The sequence below is a fragment of the Kocuria marina genome (genome assembly GCF_000786655.1).
Lineage (GTDB): Bacteria > Actinomycetota > Actinomycetes > Actinomycetales > Micrococcaceae > Kocuria > Kocuria marina_A.
Genome location: NZ_JROM01000011.1, coordinates 157,318 through 171,029, shown reverse-complemented (window position 1 = coordinate 171,029; position 13,712 = coordinate 157,318). Strand labels below are relative to the sequence as shown.

Genomic DNA, 13,712 nt, shown 5'->3' with positions numbered 1-13,712 from the left:
GGAATTCGTCAGCGCGCAGCGCTGAACCCCCATGTCAGAACGGTATCGCGTCCGAACGCCCCCGTCCGGGAAACACGGCTACGTAACGTGTCCGCCGTCACGCGGGGCGGGTGCCGGGCCCGTGGTTCCGTCGCCTGGATGCGTCATGAACGGTTCGTACGACGACGCCGGCGGGCCCGGACCGCGCGAGTCGTACAGTGGGCGTGTAGCCGACGAAGGAGTTGACCATGCCCGCACCCACCGCTGAGCAGGAACAGGCCATCCGGGACGCCGTCGCCCGGGGATTCGACGACCAGGTGAGGTTCCTGCAGGAACTCGTGGCCACGCCGTCGCGCCGCACGGACGAAGCGGACGCGCAGCGGCTGATGGCCCGGGCCTTCGAGGACGCGGGACTCGCGGTGGACTGGCTCTACGGCCGCGGCGCCGGGGACATGAAGGGTGGGCTGGTGGCCAACCTCTTCGCGTACAAGGCGCTGCGTGCGGCCGGACTGCTCCCCGAGGGGCGCGTGCACCTGCAGTCCGTCCCGGAGGAGGAATGCACGGGCAACGGGACACTGTCCGCGATGCAGCACGGGTACACGGCGGACGCGGTGGTGATCTCCGAGCCCATGGGCGAGGCCCTCGTGCGCGCCCACCTGGGGGTGATCTGGTTCGACGTGGACGTCACCGGGACCGCCGCCCACGCCCAGGAGATGTCCCGTGGTTTCAACGCGTTGGATGCCGCGTTCGCGCTGATCGTGCGCTTGCGTGAACTCGAGCAGCACTGGAACGAGATCACCGTGGGGGACGAGCACTTCGGGGATCAGGAGCACCCCATCAACCTCAACGTGGGTGTGCTCGAGGCCGGCGAGTGGCCCTCGTCCGTTCCCGATCGCTGCCACTTCTCGGTACGTGTGGCGGTCCCGCCGTCGCTGGGGTCCCAACGGGCGTGGGAGCAGATCGAGCAGTGCGTGGAGGAAGCGCGCGAACAGGATCCCGTGGTCTCGCGCGGTCACGCCACGGTCAGCCGTTCCGGGTTCTTCTCCGACCGGTACGTCCTGGAGCCCGGTTCCGAGGCCGAGGGTCTGCTGCGCGAACTCTTCTCGGACGTGGCCGGGCGTGAGCTCGAGGCCTTCGCGACACCCGCGTACATCGACTCGCGCGTGTACGGGAACTACCAGGGTGTCCCGTCGCTCGTGTTCGGGCCCGTGGCCGAGTCCCTGCACGGCAAGGACGAACGGGCGAACCTGGAATCCGTCAAGCGCTGCACCGAGATCTATGCGCTCTACATGGCCCGCTGGTGTGGGGTGCGGGAAGGCTGAGGCGCCCGTCTTCTTACTGTCGGTTGTAGCAATCGGCGGTGTCGACTACAGCAGCAGGACCAGGATCAGGAGGATCAGCACGATCACCCCGAACGTGATGGCCCAGTTCCGGACCACGTTGCGTTCCTCGGTGCGGGTCTCCTCGCTGTCCGGGTTGCGGTTCGCGTAGCGGTCACTGCCCACCCCGTAGTACAGCTCACTCGTGGAGGGCTCGCGCGGTGGCGGGGGCGGTCCCGCAGGTGCGCCGGTGTCCGCACGGTCTCCGCGGGCGACGTCGCTCCCGCCCTGCGGAGCCCCGGGGCCGTCCGTGCTGCGGGGGCCCATGGGCCAGAAGCGTTCCGCGTCGAAGATCTTGCCCTTGCCGTCCCGCGGGCCCGTGTCACTCGAGCTACCCGGGGTGTCCGACGGCGCTCGGGTCGGGTCCGAGGGCTGCGCCGGCGCGTCGGGGCGGGGACCCGAGATCGAGTCCCGCACCGGGACCCCGGTGCCCGGGTAGTCCTTGCCGTAAGGATCCGGCTCGCGCTTCTCGTCCTCGCTCAGCATCTCGGACGCGGGGATGCCGGTGGTCGTGACCTCGGGTCCGCCCGTGGACGGGAACGGCTGTGCGGGTTCCCGCGTGCGCTCCGGGGTGGAGTCGTGCGTGGGATCCTGCGCGGGTTCCTGGCTGGTGGGGCGCGACGGCGCGCTCGCGGACCCCGGGGTCGTCGCATCCGCGTCCGCCGCTTGCCGCAGGACCTCCGAGAACCGGTTCAGCGGTCCCTGCTGGCCACGCCGTGCACTCTGCTGTGCCACCTGGTCCGCGCGGCTCGCCACGGAACGCAGCACCGAGGAGTCGGAGAGTTCGAGGTCCCGCGCGGCCATCGCGAGTTCGAGGGGCGGGGCCGCCGGATCGGGTTTCGTGGCCCACTCCAGGAGGCCGGTGAGGATCGGGGAGGACAGCGACTCGCGCAGCGCCGGACGCAACGCGTGGACCTCCGTGAGTGCCACGAGTTCGCGCGGCGGGGCACCCCCGTAGCCGCGGGCCGCCTGGTCCAGGGGGCCGCGGTCGTGGAACAGCGCCGCCAACATGGCCGCCGCGGCATATCTGTCCCCGGGCGTCGTCGCGTCAGAGCTCTGCTTCAACAGCTCCGTCTGCGCGGGGGATCCGGCGTCCCGCACGAGGTCCAGCAGGGCGGGATCGGCGCGCACCAACCGCGCGGGTTCCTGAAGCGCCCGGGCGAGCTCGGGGTCGAGTGACTCACTCATGTCATCAGCCTTCCGTCGTCCTGCCCCGAGCCTACGTGAGTCGGGTGGGGGCTCCCAGGTATCGGGCTGGGAGCTCAGACTGGGTGCGAGGAATGCGCGAGGCCAGCAGTGACGCCGACATATTGACGCAATACATATAGAACCGGGGTTTTGTAAATGTGTTAGATATGTGTTGTCACTCACGGGCTACGGAAGAACTGCGGAGGGTTTCATGCAAGCGGAGTACATGGCCGGGAAGGGTGAGCGCACCCATCTGGTGCAGGACCTCATCGATCAATCCCCCATGAATGCCCGGCGGGGTCTCGTGGTCGTCCTGTGTTTCGTGATCGCCCTCCTGGACGGTTTCGACACCCAGCCGATCGCGTTCATCGGCCCCGCGATCGCCGCCGATTTCTCGATGGGGACGGCCGAGCTGACATGGGTCATTACGGCTAGCACCATAGGCATGGCCTTGGGTGCCATGACGTTGGGCAGCCTGGGGGACAAGATCGGGCGTAAAAAGGCGATTCTGATCGCCTTGTCACTCTTCGGGGTATTTTCACTCTGCGGTGCCTTCGCCCCGAATCCAACCACGATCATCGTGTTGAGGTTTTTCATCGGCCTGGGCATGGGTGGCGCCACACCCTCCCTCCTCGCATTGGTGGCTGAGTACAGTCCCCGGCGTCGACGCGGGACGTTCATGACGCTGGTACTCCTGGGGCTCCCAGGGGGAGCGCTGATGGGCGGTCTCATTGCTGCAGCCTGGCTCCCAGCTGTCGGGTGGCGTGGAATCTTTCTCATCGGAGGCGTGCTGCCGCTGGTTCTGATGGCGATCAGTGTCTTTGTCATGCCGGAATCACCCGGGTATCTGGTGGGCCGGAACACGCGGGAGAGTCATGCCAAGGCTCGTCAGCTGCTCGGGGTCATGACCGGGCGGGCCGTGGATGACGACGTGCGGTTGCGCACCGAACTCTCCGCCGATCCGGCCGTGGAACGCAGTAGTGTTCGGGGCCTGTTCTCCCCTCGCTACAGAACCGTCACGATCGCAGTGTGGGCCGTTTACCTGGCGAACTGGATCGCATGGTTCTTGCTCCTGCAGTGGATGCCGAGTGCTCTGCACATGCTGGGCCTGCCCACCTCCAGTGCGGTTTTGGGCACGGTGACGGTCAACGGCGCGTTCATCCTGTTCGCCATCCCGCTGTCCGTCATCCTCCCGAAGGTCAACCCGCGGACCCTCTTGCTCATCATGTTCGGTATCGGCATTGCAGTCGCCATCGGTCTTGGCCTGGCGGGGACTCAATGGACGTGGGTATTCATACTGCTGGCGCTCGCCGGATTCGGCGTGGGTGGACAACAGCTGGTCCTCAACTACTTGATCGCCAATGCCTACCCGACCTCTCTGCGATCCACGGCTACCGGATGGGCCATCGGGGTTGGCCGGTTGGGATCCATCGTGGGTTCTGCTCTCGGTGGTTGGCTTCTGGCCACCTTCCAACCGGCAGGGTATTTCGTCGCTCTCGCGATTCCGTTGGCCGTGGCAGCCCTGGCCACGCTCCTGGTCAGTAAGCGACAAGCCGGGCTGGCTCACGGGGCGTGAAGGGCGCGGCGGCGTCGTCGAACCGCTGTAGTTCGTCATCCCCGCAACCCGCCTACGCCGCGGTGCTTAGCCCGGCTAAGGTGATCGTCGATGACTGATTCCACTCCCACGCGCAGAGCCCCCGGCGTCCTGCTGGCGGTGCTCATGGCCGCCATGGCCGGTGGGCCCATCTTCAACTACGGGATCGGGGCGCTCAGCGCCAAGATCGTGGACACCTACGGGATCACCGAGGGCCAGTACGGGTTCATCATCACCGCGGTGTTCGTGATGGCGGGGCTCACGGCGCCGTTCCTGGGCGTGCTCGCCGACCGCCTGAACACCCGGCTGCAGCTGAGCCTGATCTTCGGCGGGGTGCTCGTGGCGTTCCTGCTCAGTGCCACGTGGCAGTCCTACGCGATGCTGTTGATCGCCGCGCTGATCGCCGGTGTCGCGCAGTCCTTCTCCAATCCCGTGACCAACCGGATCATCGCCCAGCGCGTCCCGCTGGCCCAGCGTTCCACGTGGATGGGGTGGAAACAGTCGGGCGTGCAGGTGGGCCTGTTGGTCTCCGGGCTCACCTTCCCCCTGATCGGCGCGAGCTTCGGCTGGCGCGGCGCCGCCCTCTTCGGCGCGGCGCTGTGCGCCCCCGCGCTCGTCCTCGGGTGGCTCGTGATCACCCGGTTGCAGCGCCGGGCGGGCCGAGCGCCGTCGTCCGCCGCGCCGCCTCCCACCCCGACCCCTGCGCCGACGACGACGCCGCACCCCACCTCCTCCGCCCGCTCCGCCGGGGCCGATGCGCGTAAGGCCAAGATCCCGCTGGCCGTGTGGTTGTTCGCGCTCACCTCGTTCCTCAACGCGGTGGGAACGCAGGGCGTGAACGTCTACGCGTCCCTGTTCGCGGTGCGGGCCATGGGGTACACGATCACCGTGGCCGGCCTGTTGCTGGGTGTGATCGGGGTGATCGGTATCCTCAGCCGGATCGGCTGGGGTCGGGTGACCGGGCGGCTCGGTCGGCCCGCACCCCTGATCCAGGTCATGACCCTGGGCGGGATCGTGGGTCTCGTCCTGCTGATCCTGGCGGAGACGCTGCAGCAGCACTGGCTCATGTGGGTGGGTGTGGCCGTCCATGCGGCGCTGCCCCTGGCGGCCAACGTGGTCATCAACTCGGGCATCGTCTCCGCGATCTCCCGGGACAGGATCGGGGTGGCCTCCGGGCTCGTGGCCACGGGTATGTACCTGGGATTCGCGCTGGGGCCAGTGATCGTGGGACAGCTCGTGGACCTCACGGGCGGATTCACCGCGGGCTGGTTCGGTGTGGGGGTCACGTACGTGCTGTGCTTCGTGGTCGCCGTCGTCCTGGGCCGGGTGCAGGCCCGCGATGCGGGGCCGTCCGCCGCGGGTCCGTCACCCGCGGGGGCCTGAGCGGGCGCGGGCCGCGCTGTTTTCCGTCGTGGCGCGTGTGATCCCATGGAGGCATGAGTTCACCCCGGAATGACCTGTCCCGCGCGCTGCAACGTCTGGACGGCAACAGTTACGGCGCCTACAAGCAGCTCCGGGACTCGTGGTGGCTGGGGAGCGCCGAGCTGATCCTGGACCGGGTGCAGTCGGACCCGTACGCCCCGCCGTCCCTCGCGCGGCTGCGCATCCCGCTCGCGGACACCGGCATCCCGCGGGAGCTGTTGCGCACCCGGGAGATGCGGATCGCCGCCGGGGACTTCCTGACCCGGCGCTTCGCTCACGCGGCGCGGGAGCTGGGGCCGCGCGGCGGGAAGGACACCGGCGGGATCTCCGTCCAGCGCGCGGGGCAGGAGATCCTGGAACGGTCCTCCGTCCTTCTGGACGACCCTTCGCGCGGGGACTCGTACGCGGAGATCCGTTGCGAGATCGCCCTGCCCGCCGCGGGCCGGCGCATCAAGGGCCGGGCCGCGCAACGGTTGTTGACCGAGGTGCTGCCGAGCGTCGTCGAACGCACCCTGACCTTCCTCGCCCCCGACGCCGCGGCACTCGAACTGCACGTGCGCACCCATCTGGACGCCGAGCGGCTGCGCTCGCAGCTCCCGGACCGCGGACTGGTGGCATTCGTCGCCGACGGCGCCGTCCTGCCCCGCGCGTCCGGCAACCGGGACGAGCCGCTCACCCGGCACGCGGTGCCCTTCGAAACGCCGCCCAGCCTGCGGGTCACGCTCGAGCTGAGCCACGGGCGCACCGTGAGCGGGATGGGCATCCCGGAAGGCGTGACCGTGATCGTGGGCGGCGGGTACCACGGCAAGTCCACGCTGCTGCAGGCCCTCGAGCGAGGGGTGTACAACCACGTGCCGGGTGACGGCCGCGAGCTCGTGATCACCGTGGGTGACGCGATGTCCGTACGGGCGGAGGACGGCCGCGCGGTCACCGACACGGACGTCTCCCCGTTCATCACGAACCTCCCCACGGGCGCGGACACCCGCCACTTCAGCACGGGCAATGCGTCCGGCTCCACGTCCCAGGCCGCCTCGACCGTGGAGACCGTGGAGGCCGGATCGCGCGTGCTGCTGTTGGATGAGGACACGTGCGCGACCAACCTCATGGGCCGTGACCAGCGCATGCGCGCGCTCGTCCCGGGGGAGCGCGAGCCCATCACGCCGTTCGTGGATCGGGTGCGAGCGCTGTATGCCGAACGGGGCATCTCCACGGTGCTCGTCACGGGTGGCTCCGGGGCGTTCCTGGACGTCGCGGATCTCGTGATCGGGATGGACGCCTATCGGGCGTCGGACCTCACGGAGGGTGCGCGGGAGGTCGTAGGACGGTTCCTGCGGCCCGAGGACGTGGGCCCCGCCGAGAGTTTCGGGGAGGTGCGGTCACACGTTCCTCGTGCGTCCTCCGGTTCCGCTGCGAAACCCGCGCGGGCCCGGGGCCTCGGAACCATTCAGCGCGGCCGGGAGGACGTGGACGTTTCCGCGCTGAGCCAGCTCGTCGATTCCTCGCAGACGGAGGCCATCGCCCGGTTGCTGGACGGGATCGACGCCGCCGCGGACGGGCGCAGCACGCTCACGGAACTGGTGGATGCGGCGCTCGAAGAGATCCGGCGGGACGGGCTGGATGCGCTGTCCCACCACCGGGGGCACCCGGGCCACCTGGCCCTGCCGCGGGCGCAAGACGTGGCGGCGGCGTACCACCGGGTGCGGCGGTGACCTGTGTCCGGGCGGGGTAGGCCGTCTTAGGGGCGGATCACTTCTCGTGGCACGCCGCCCGGATGTCGTCCAGGGACTTCAGCTCGCCCGCGTTGATGCGCTCGCGCACCGATTCGTACTGCTCCTGGGACGTGGCGAACGGGATCTCGCGGCCGCGCGCGTCCAGGAGCCGACCGTCCACGAACTGGTCCCCGTCCTGCAGGGCCTCGGCTTCCCGCGGGGACAGCACGCGCAACCCCACGGTGCCGAGCCCCATCGTCTCGGTCGAGCGCCTGTGGTTGCTGAGCTCGTTGAAGAAGAAGTTCATCGCCAGGGCCGCCACGGCGGCGGAGGAGATGCCGGACGAGAAGATGATGCCCACCCATTCGGGGAACGCCGCGTAGAAGTCCGGTTCCACGATGGGCACCATGCCGAACGACAGGGACACGGCCACGATGATGAGGTTCATCCCGCCCCGGTAGTCCACGCGCGCCAGGGTGCGGATGCCGGAGGACATCACGGTCCCGAACAGCACGAAACCGGCCCCGCCCATCACCGGCAACGGGATGGCAGCGATCACCTGGCCCAGGACGGGCAGCATGCCCAGCAACACCATGAACACACCGCCCACGGCCACCACGTAGCGACTCTTGACCTTGGTGATCGCCACGAGCCCCACGTTCTGTACGAACGCGGTCTGCGTGAACGAGTTGAACACGGGTGCCACGGCGGAGGAGAGCATGTCCGCGCGCAGCCCGTCCGCGATCCGGGCCGAGTTGATCCGTGACCCCGTGATCTCGGACAGCGCCAGGATGTCCGCGGTGGTCTCGGCCATGTTCACCAGGATCACGATGGTCATGGCCACGATCGCCGCGGCGTGGAACGTGGGCAGGCCGAAGTGGAAGGGTGTGGGCAGGGAAACCCAGGGCCCCTGTCCCACCCCGGAGAAGTCGGCCAGACCCACCGCCCACGCCACGGCCGTGCCGAGCACGATGGCCACCAGGATGGCCAGGCGGGAGAGCATCGCCCCGCCGAACTTGGACAGCAGCAACACCGCGAGCAGCGTGAACCCGGCCAGGGCGATGTTCTCCAGTGCGCCGTAGTCGGGTGCCTCCCTGGTGCCGCCCATGGACCAGGACGCCGCGACGGGGACCAGGGTGATGCCGATCGTCGTGATGATGGACCCGGTCACCACGGGCGGGAAGAACCGCAGCACGCGCGCGAAGAACGGCGCCGCCAGGAAACCGATGACCGAGGCCACCATGATCGAGCCCATGACCGACTGCATGCCCCCGCCGGTGGCCAGCACGGACAGCATAGTGGCGATGCCCGTGAAGGACACGCCCTGCACGAGCGGCAACTGGGAACCGATCTTGGGCAGCCCCCACGCCTGCAGGAACGTGGCGAAACCACCCACGAACAGGGCGGCGGCCACGAGCAGGGCGGTGGTCTGCGCGTCGTAGCCCGCGGCGCTGGCCACGACCAGTGGAACGGCGATCAGCCCGCCGTACATGGTCAGGATGTGTTGCAGGGCGTAGACGGTGGTGCGTCTGGCACCCAGGCGTTCGTCCTCGGGGCGGGTCCCCCGTGCGTCGGGCATGACGGAAGCTGAGCCACTGGCCATGGTGATCCTCGGGAATAGGCCGCAGAACTGCGGGGAAGATTCGTGTCGCCATGAGTGTAGACAGTCCGCGACACCCACAAGGGTGAGATGACCGGATACCGGGGCCCAGCGGCGTCGTACCGCGCGAACGGGCACTTTGTACGCGAACGGTCTACCCTACGGACATGGCTTTTCACGCGGACTCATCCGAACTGGACACCAAGGAAGTTCTCACCTGGGAGGGCTTCGGCCTGGCGACCAGGGAGCTGGCGCAGCAGATCGTGGACTCGGATTTCACCCCGGACATCATCATCGCCGTGGCCCGCGGTGGCCTGTTGCCCGCCGGTTCGCTGTCCTACGCGATGGGCGTGAAGCTCTCCGACGCCGTGAACGTGGAGTTCTACACGGACGTGCACGAGACCCTGCCGGACCCCGTCCTGCTCGCTCCCATGCTGGACACCGAGTCCATCAACGAGAAGCAGGTCCTCGTGGTGGACGACGTCGTGGACTCCGGGCGCACCCTGGCCCTCGTTCTCGACCTGCTGCGCGGGTACGGCGCCGAGTGCCGCTCCGCCGTGATCTACGAGAAGCCCCGTTCCGAGGTCCGCCCCGATTTCTCCTGGAAGTCCACCGACGAGTGGATCGTCTTCCCGTGGTCCGCCGAGGAGCCCGTAACACGGAGCAAGTGACTCACGGGTGTCACCCGGCCGGGTCATAGGCTGGGAGGCGGTCGACCGCGACCGCCTAGCGGAGTCCGCCTCCGCTGCGCCGTCCGCGCACTCGGGACTCACGACACTCGCGAAACTCACGAAGGGGAACCCCACCATGACCACGACCCAGAGCACCCTGCGTGCCGCAGCCCGTTTCCTGACCGGGACCACCTACGTCCTGCTCGGGTACGACGCCGCTCGCACCCCGGGTGGGCGGGTCGCCATGGCGGAGCCCACCCTGGACGCCATCCGCACCGTGGTTCCGCTGCCGCGGGACAACGAGATGCTCGTCCGCGCCAACGGCACCGTGCAGGCCGTGGCGGGATCGTTGTTGGCGCTGGGTGCTGCACCGCGGCTCTCGGGTCTCGCGCTCGCCGGATCCATGGTCCCCACCACGTTGGCCGGCCACGCGTTCTGGAAGATCGAGGACCCTGCCGCCCGCAAGCTCCAGCGTGTGCAGTTCTGCAAGAACGCGGCGATGATCGGTGGCCTCCTGTTCGCGGTGGCGGGCACGGACTGACCCGTCCGCAGGGGAGTCCCGCGGGGGTTGGGGAGGTGGCCCCGTGCGGGGTGCGTACGTTGCAGCAACCTTGGGCGAGAACTCTGGGGCACTCCCGCTCCATCCGGGAACTTTGAGGCACCCCCGCGCCACTTCTGCCACCTCCGAATGGCCTGGGCGTGACTGAGAATCCTGCCATGGCCTTGAGGTGACCAGGAGTTCCGCTGCAGACTCTGAGGCACCTCCACGCCGGGCGCAAACTTTGAGGCATTCCCACGCCACTTCTGCCACCTCCGAGCGGCCTGGGGGTGACTGAGAATCCTGCCGCGGCCTCGAGGTAACCAGGAGTTCCGTCGCAGACTTTGAGGCATTCCCGCGCCACCGGCGAACTTTAGGGCATTCCCACGCCACTTCTGCCACCTCCGAGCGGCCTGGGGGTGACTGAGAATCCCGCCGTGGCCTCGAAGTGACCAGGATTTCGGCTGCAGACTCTGAGTCATCCCCGCGCCACTGGCGGACTTTAAGGCATTCCCGCGCCACCGGCGAGATGTGGGGCGCGCAGAGGCCATGTGGTGAGGCCACTGGTGGCTTCCGCGTGCCTCAGAAATCGGCTATGGCTTGCACGTACCCGGAAATTCAAGGGGTGAGTTCTGTGGCGAGCCATTCGAGCCACAATGCCCGCCGGGCGGGGTTCAGGAGGTCCTCAAGTACCAGGAACCGGATCTTCCACCCACTGTCCTCGAGGCGCTGGCGGCGGAACAGCTCATCACCGTACAGGCGCCGATCCGTGTGGTCCGCGCCGTTGTACTCCACCGCGACCTTGGCATGTGGCCACGCCAGATCCAGGTAGCGGTCCGTGCCGTCCAGCACCACCCGGAAGTTCATGACCGGTGCCGGCAGGTCATGGGCCATGACCAGGAGTCGGGTGAGAGTCTCCCGGGGTGACCACGTGTTCTCCGCGACGTCCGCCAGAGCCGTGGTGACCCGGTGCACCCGCGGGGATGTCGGGGGTAGCTGCCCCAGCCGCTGTCGAATGAGAGCGCGGTCGTACTGGTACACATGGTTTCCGTCTTGCTGCCGAATGTTCTGGGAGACGAGAGTGTCCAGGCAAGCGGTCAGGCGCCACCTGGACAAGTAGGGTGCGGCGACGACCAATGCCTCCACGGGGTCGGCCAATCGCGCACCCCAGGGTCCGGGGAACCGGTCCAGGCCGTATGACTTGCTGACGAATACATCCCTGGCGGGCGTCCTCATCCGCTGTCCGGACCATGACAGATGAACCGTGGAGAGCATTTTCGCGTAGTCGTGGGCTCGATCCGCGGGGCGGTGCCCCAGAGCGCGGTCGAAGGTGGCATCCGGGGGCGCCACGGGCAGCCCGTACAGCGACAAGGCGCTCAACCCGGTCACGCGCACGGCGGAACTCGGGCGATCGAGGACGGTCTGCATCAGTGCCGCACGCTGAGCCGAGGTCATGGCCACCGGGCTCTGGCCGGGAAATCGCACCCAGTGGTTGAAAGTCACCCGCTGCATGCGGGGGTCACCGTTCAGCGCTCGAGCACGTTTACCCCAACCGTCACTCGTGCGAACGTCCGGTCGGGGTCCGAGGTCTGGCATGCGGAGGGGTTGCGGCATGGTGGGAGCGTATGTCGTACGTCATCGTGCAGCCGCGGAAGCACGGAACTGTGGAGTGAGGGTCAACGGACAACCTCACGGCCGCGTACTGTCGAGGCACCCGGAGGCCATGGTGAAACTTCTGGGCATTCTGAGGCCATAGGCGCACATTCAGTCACTCGGAAGCCACCCCCATAGGGCGGAGGCGGCTTGGAGATGCCTCAGATTTGGCGGATGGCGTGGGAGTGCCCCCAAGTTTGTCGCGCATGATCCAGTCACTTCTAAGCCACGGTGGAACTCTTAGTCACTCTGAGGCCACGCGGAGGGTGCGGAGGTGGCTTTGGCGTGCCTCAGAGTTTGCGGGTGGCCTTGGAGAGCCTGGACGTTGGCGGATGGCGTGGGTGTGCCTCAGAGTTCACCGCGGATATTTCAGTCACTCGGACGCCATGGGGGAACTCCTGGGCATTCCAAAGCCAGGGGGAGGGGGCGAAATGGCGTGGGAGTGCCTCAAATGTTGCGGGTGGCGCGGGGGCGTCTCAAATGTTCGGGCTGGCGTAGGAGTGCCTCAAAGTTCGCCGCAGCATCCCGGCGAGGCCCCAGCACCTAAAGCACCAAAACGCGAGCCAGCCCAATCACGCGATCCAGCCTCTATACCCGCGCCAGCCCAATCACGCGAGCCAGCCCCACCCCCGAGCCAGCCCAAGCAACCCCCTACCCCTTCACCCGCTCCCGCACCAGCGAAGCCGTGGCCTCCGCGATCGCCCGTTCCTCGTCCGTGGCGACCACGAGCACCTCGATCGCCGAATCCCGGGTGCTGATGCGGGCCACATCCCCCTCGGGGGAGGCATTGGCCCCCGGATCCAAGGTGATCCCCAGCGCTCCGAGCTCGTTGGACACCTGCTCCCGGAACTCGGACGAGTTCTCCCCGATCCCCGCCGTGAAGATCAACGCCCGAGCGCCGCCCACCGCCACGTGGTACCCGCCGATGTACTTGGCCAGGCGGTACGCGGTCATCTCCAGGGCCAGCTGGGCCTTCTCGTCCCCGGAGTCGGCGCGCTGTTGCACGGCCCGCATGTCGGAATCACCGCAAATGCCCTCCAGCCCCGACTCCTTGTTGAGGATCCGGTCCAGTTCCCTGACCGTCATCTCGGGATTGCGTTCGAGCATGGCCGTGACCACGGAAGGATCCAGATCGCCGCAGCGGGTGCCCATGACCAGCCCGGCGAGCGGGGTGTAGCCCATGGAGGTGTCGAAGGATTCACCGTGACGGATCGCGGTCACCGAGGCCCCGTTGCCCAGGTGCGCCACCACGGCGTTGAACTGGTCGCGCGGGATGCCCAGGAACTCGGCGGCCTTGCCGGTCACGTAGTCGTGGGACGTGCCGTGGAAACCGTAGCGGCGCATCCCGTTCATCACGTACATCTCCTCGGGGATGGCGTAACGCCATGCCTTCTCCGGCATGGTGCGGTGGAACGCGGTGTCGAACACGCACACCTGCGGCATGTGCGGCCAGGTCTTCTGGATCGCGCGCAGCCCCAGCGCGTGGGCGGGGTTGTGCAGCGGCGCCAGAGGAGCCAGCCGCTCGATCGCGCGGATGATCTCGTTGTTCACGAGCACGGGCGCGGAGAAGCGCTCGCCGCCGTGCACCACGCGGTGTCCCGCGGCGTCGATCGTGCGCCCGCCGAGCTCTTCGTCGAGGCGCTGCGCGAGGATCTCGAGCGCTTGCGTGTGGTCCTTGATCTCGGACGTGCCGATGTTCTCGATCAGTCCCTTGGTGATCACCTCGCCGCCGGTCACGCCCGCGGTCGCGGTGGCCAGGGGGACGTTCTCGTTGATCGCGGGCATGGAGGAGGTGTAGGCCTGCGGTTCCCCGTCCGCGGCGTCGACCTCCCGCACCTGGTACTTGATGGAGGACGAGCCGCAGTTGACGACCAGTACGAGCATGGTGGTTTCCCTTCGGCGGCGCGCGGGCCGCGGTTGCCGGTGGCGGAGTTCGGGGTTGACGACGTCGCTGCGTCACCAACGCGGGCACGGCGGCC

Annotated in this window: 10 protein-coding genes; 6 read left to right on the top strand and 4 right to left on the bottom strand. The window is 68.2% G+C overall.

What is annotated here, in order from left to right:
- Window positions 1-227 precede the first annotated feature (227 nt).
- Window positions 228-1,301, top strand: a complete 1,074-nt coding sequence (locus AS25_RS02440; protein ID WP_052160637.1) for an ArgE/DapE family deacylase — start codon at window positions 228-230, stop codon at window positions 1,299-1,301.
- Window positions 1,302-1,346: 45 nt separating this feature from the next.
- On the opposite strand, the gene AS25_RS02435 is transcribed toward AS25_RS02440, so the two are convergent.
- Window positions 1,347-2,546: a chromosomal replication initiator protein DnaA gene (locus tag AS25_RS02435; RefSeq protein ID WP_035960915.1), complete on the bottom strand. Its 1,200-nt coding sequence runs from the start codon at window positions 2,544-2,546 to the stop codon at window positions 1,347-1,349.
- Window positions 2,547-2,757: 211 nt separating this feature from the next.
- Here AS25_RS02435 and AS25_RS02430 point away from each other — a divergent pair, with 211 nt between their 5' ends.
- From AS25_RS02430 to AS25_RS02420, 3 genes are all read left to right on the top strand, one after another.
- Window positions 2,758-4,122: an MFS transporter gene (locus AS25_RS02430; RefSeq protein WP_216594096.1), complete on the top strand. Its 1,365-nt coding sequence runs from the start codon at window positions 2,758-2,760 to the stop codon at window positions 4,120-4,122.
- Window positions 4,123-4,212: 90 nt separating this feature from the next.
- A complete protein-coding gene (locus AS25_RS02425; protein WP_052160636.1) occupies window positions 4,213-5,523 on the top strand; it encodes an MFS transporter in 1,311 nt (436 codons plus the stop codon).
- A 53-nt stretch (window positions 5,524-5,576) separates the two neighbouring features.
- Window positions 5,577-7,271, top strand: coding sequence for an ABC-ATPase domain-containing protein (locus AS25_RS02420; RefSeq protein ID WP_035960914.1), 1,695 nt, complete (start codon window positions 5,577-5,579; stop codon window positions 7,269-7,271).
- Between the two features lie 37 nt (window positions 7,272-7,308).
- On the opposite strand, the gene AS25_RS02415 is transcribed toward AS25_RS02420, so the two are convergent.
- Window positions 7,309-8,874 (bottom strand): nucleobase:cation symporter-2 family protein, encoded by a 1,566-nt coding sequence (locus AS25_RS02415; RefSeq protein ID WP_035960913.1) that lies wholly within the window; start codon window positions 8,872-8,874, stop codon window positions 7,309-7,311.
- 164 nt (window positions 8,875-9,038) lie between these two features.
- Here AS25_RS02415 and AS25_RS02410 point away from each other — a divergent pair, with 164 nt between their 5' ends.
- Window positions 9,039-9,542 (top strand): phosphoribosyltransferase, encoded by a 504-nt coding sequence (locus tag AS25_RS02410; RefSeq protein WP_035960912.1) that lies wholly within the window; start codon window positions 9,039-9,041, stop codon window positions 9,540-9,542.
- A 136-nt stretch (window positions 9,543-9,678) separates the two neighbouring features.
- Window positions 9,679-10,083, top strand: a complete 405-nt coding sequence (locus tag AS25_RS02405) for a DoxX family protein (protein WP_035960911.1) — start codon at window positions 9,679-9,681, stop codon at window positions 10,081-10,083.
- A gap of 615 nt (window positions 10,084-10,698) precedes the next feature.
- On the opposite strand, the gene AS25_RS13710 is transcribed toward AS25_RS02405, so the two are convergent.
- Together AS25_RS13710 and AS25_RS02395 are read right to left on the bottom strand one after the other, a co-directional pair.
- Window positions 10,699-11,592, bottom strand: coding sequence for a putative endonuclease domain-containing protein (locus AS25_RS13710; RefSeq protein WP_052160635.1), 894 nt, complete (start codon window positions 11,590-11,592; stop codon window positions 10,699-10,701).
- A gap of 792 nt (window positions 11,593-12,384) precedes the next feature.
- Window positions 12,385-13,617 (bottom strand): acetate/propionate family kinase, encoded by a 1,233-nt coding sequence (locus AS25_RS02395; protein ID WP_035960909.1) that lies wholly within the window; start codon window positions 13,615-13,617, stop codon window positions 12,385-12,387.
- Between the last annotated feature and the right edge of the window lie 95 nt (window positions 13,618-13,712).

What these genes read in the sequence shown, in the direction of transcription:
- AS25_RS02440 (WP_052160637.1), top strand. Translation starts at nt 228, where the DNA reads ATGCCCGCACCCACCGCTGAGCAGGAACAGGCCATCCGGGACGCCGTC.
- AS25_RS02435 (WP_035960915.1), bottom strand. Translation starts at nt 2,546, where the DNA reads ATGAGTGAGTCACTCGACCCCGAGCTCGCCCGGGCGCTTCAGGAACCC.
- AS25_RS02430 (WP_216594096.1), top strand. Translation starts at nt 2,758, where the DNA reads ATGCAAGCGGAGTACATGGCCGGGAAGGGTGAGCGCACCCATCTGGTG.
- AS25_RS02425 (WP_052160636.1), top strand. Translation starts at nt 4,213, where the DNA reads ATGACTGATTCCACTCCCACGCGCAGAGCCCCCGGCGTCCTGCTGGCG.
- AS25_RS02420 (WP_035960914.1), top strand. Translation starts at nt 5,577, where the DNA reads ATGAGTTCACCCCGGAATGACCTGTCCCGCGCGCTGCAACGTCTGGAC.
- AS25_RS02415 (WP_035960913.1), bottom strand. Translation starts at nt 8,874, where the DNA reads ATGGCCAGTGGCTCAGCTTCCGTCATGCCCGACGCACGGGGGACCCGC.
- AS25_RS02410 (WP_035960912.1), top strand. Translation starts at nt 9,039, where the DNA reads ATGGCTTTTCACGCGGACTCATCCGAACTGGACACCAAGGAAGTTCTC.
- AS25_RS02405 (WP_035960911.1), top strand. Translation starts at nt 9,679, where the DNA reads ATGACCACGACCCAGAGCACCCTGCGTGCCGCAGCCCGTTTCCTGACC.
- AS25_RS13710 (WP_052160635.1), bottom strand. Translation starts at nt 11,592, where the DNA reads ATGCAGCGGGTGACTTTCAACCACTGGGTGCGATTTCCCGGCCAGAGC.
- AS25_RS02395 (WP_035960909.1), bottom strand. Translation starts at nt 13,617, where the DNA reads ATGCTCGTACTGGTCGTCAACTGCGGCTCGTCCTCCATCAAGTACCAG.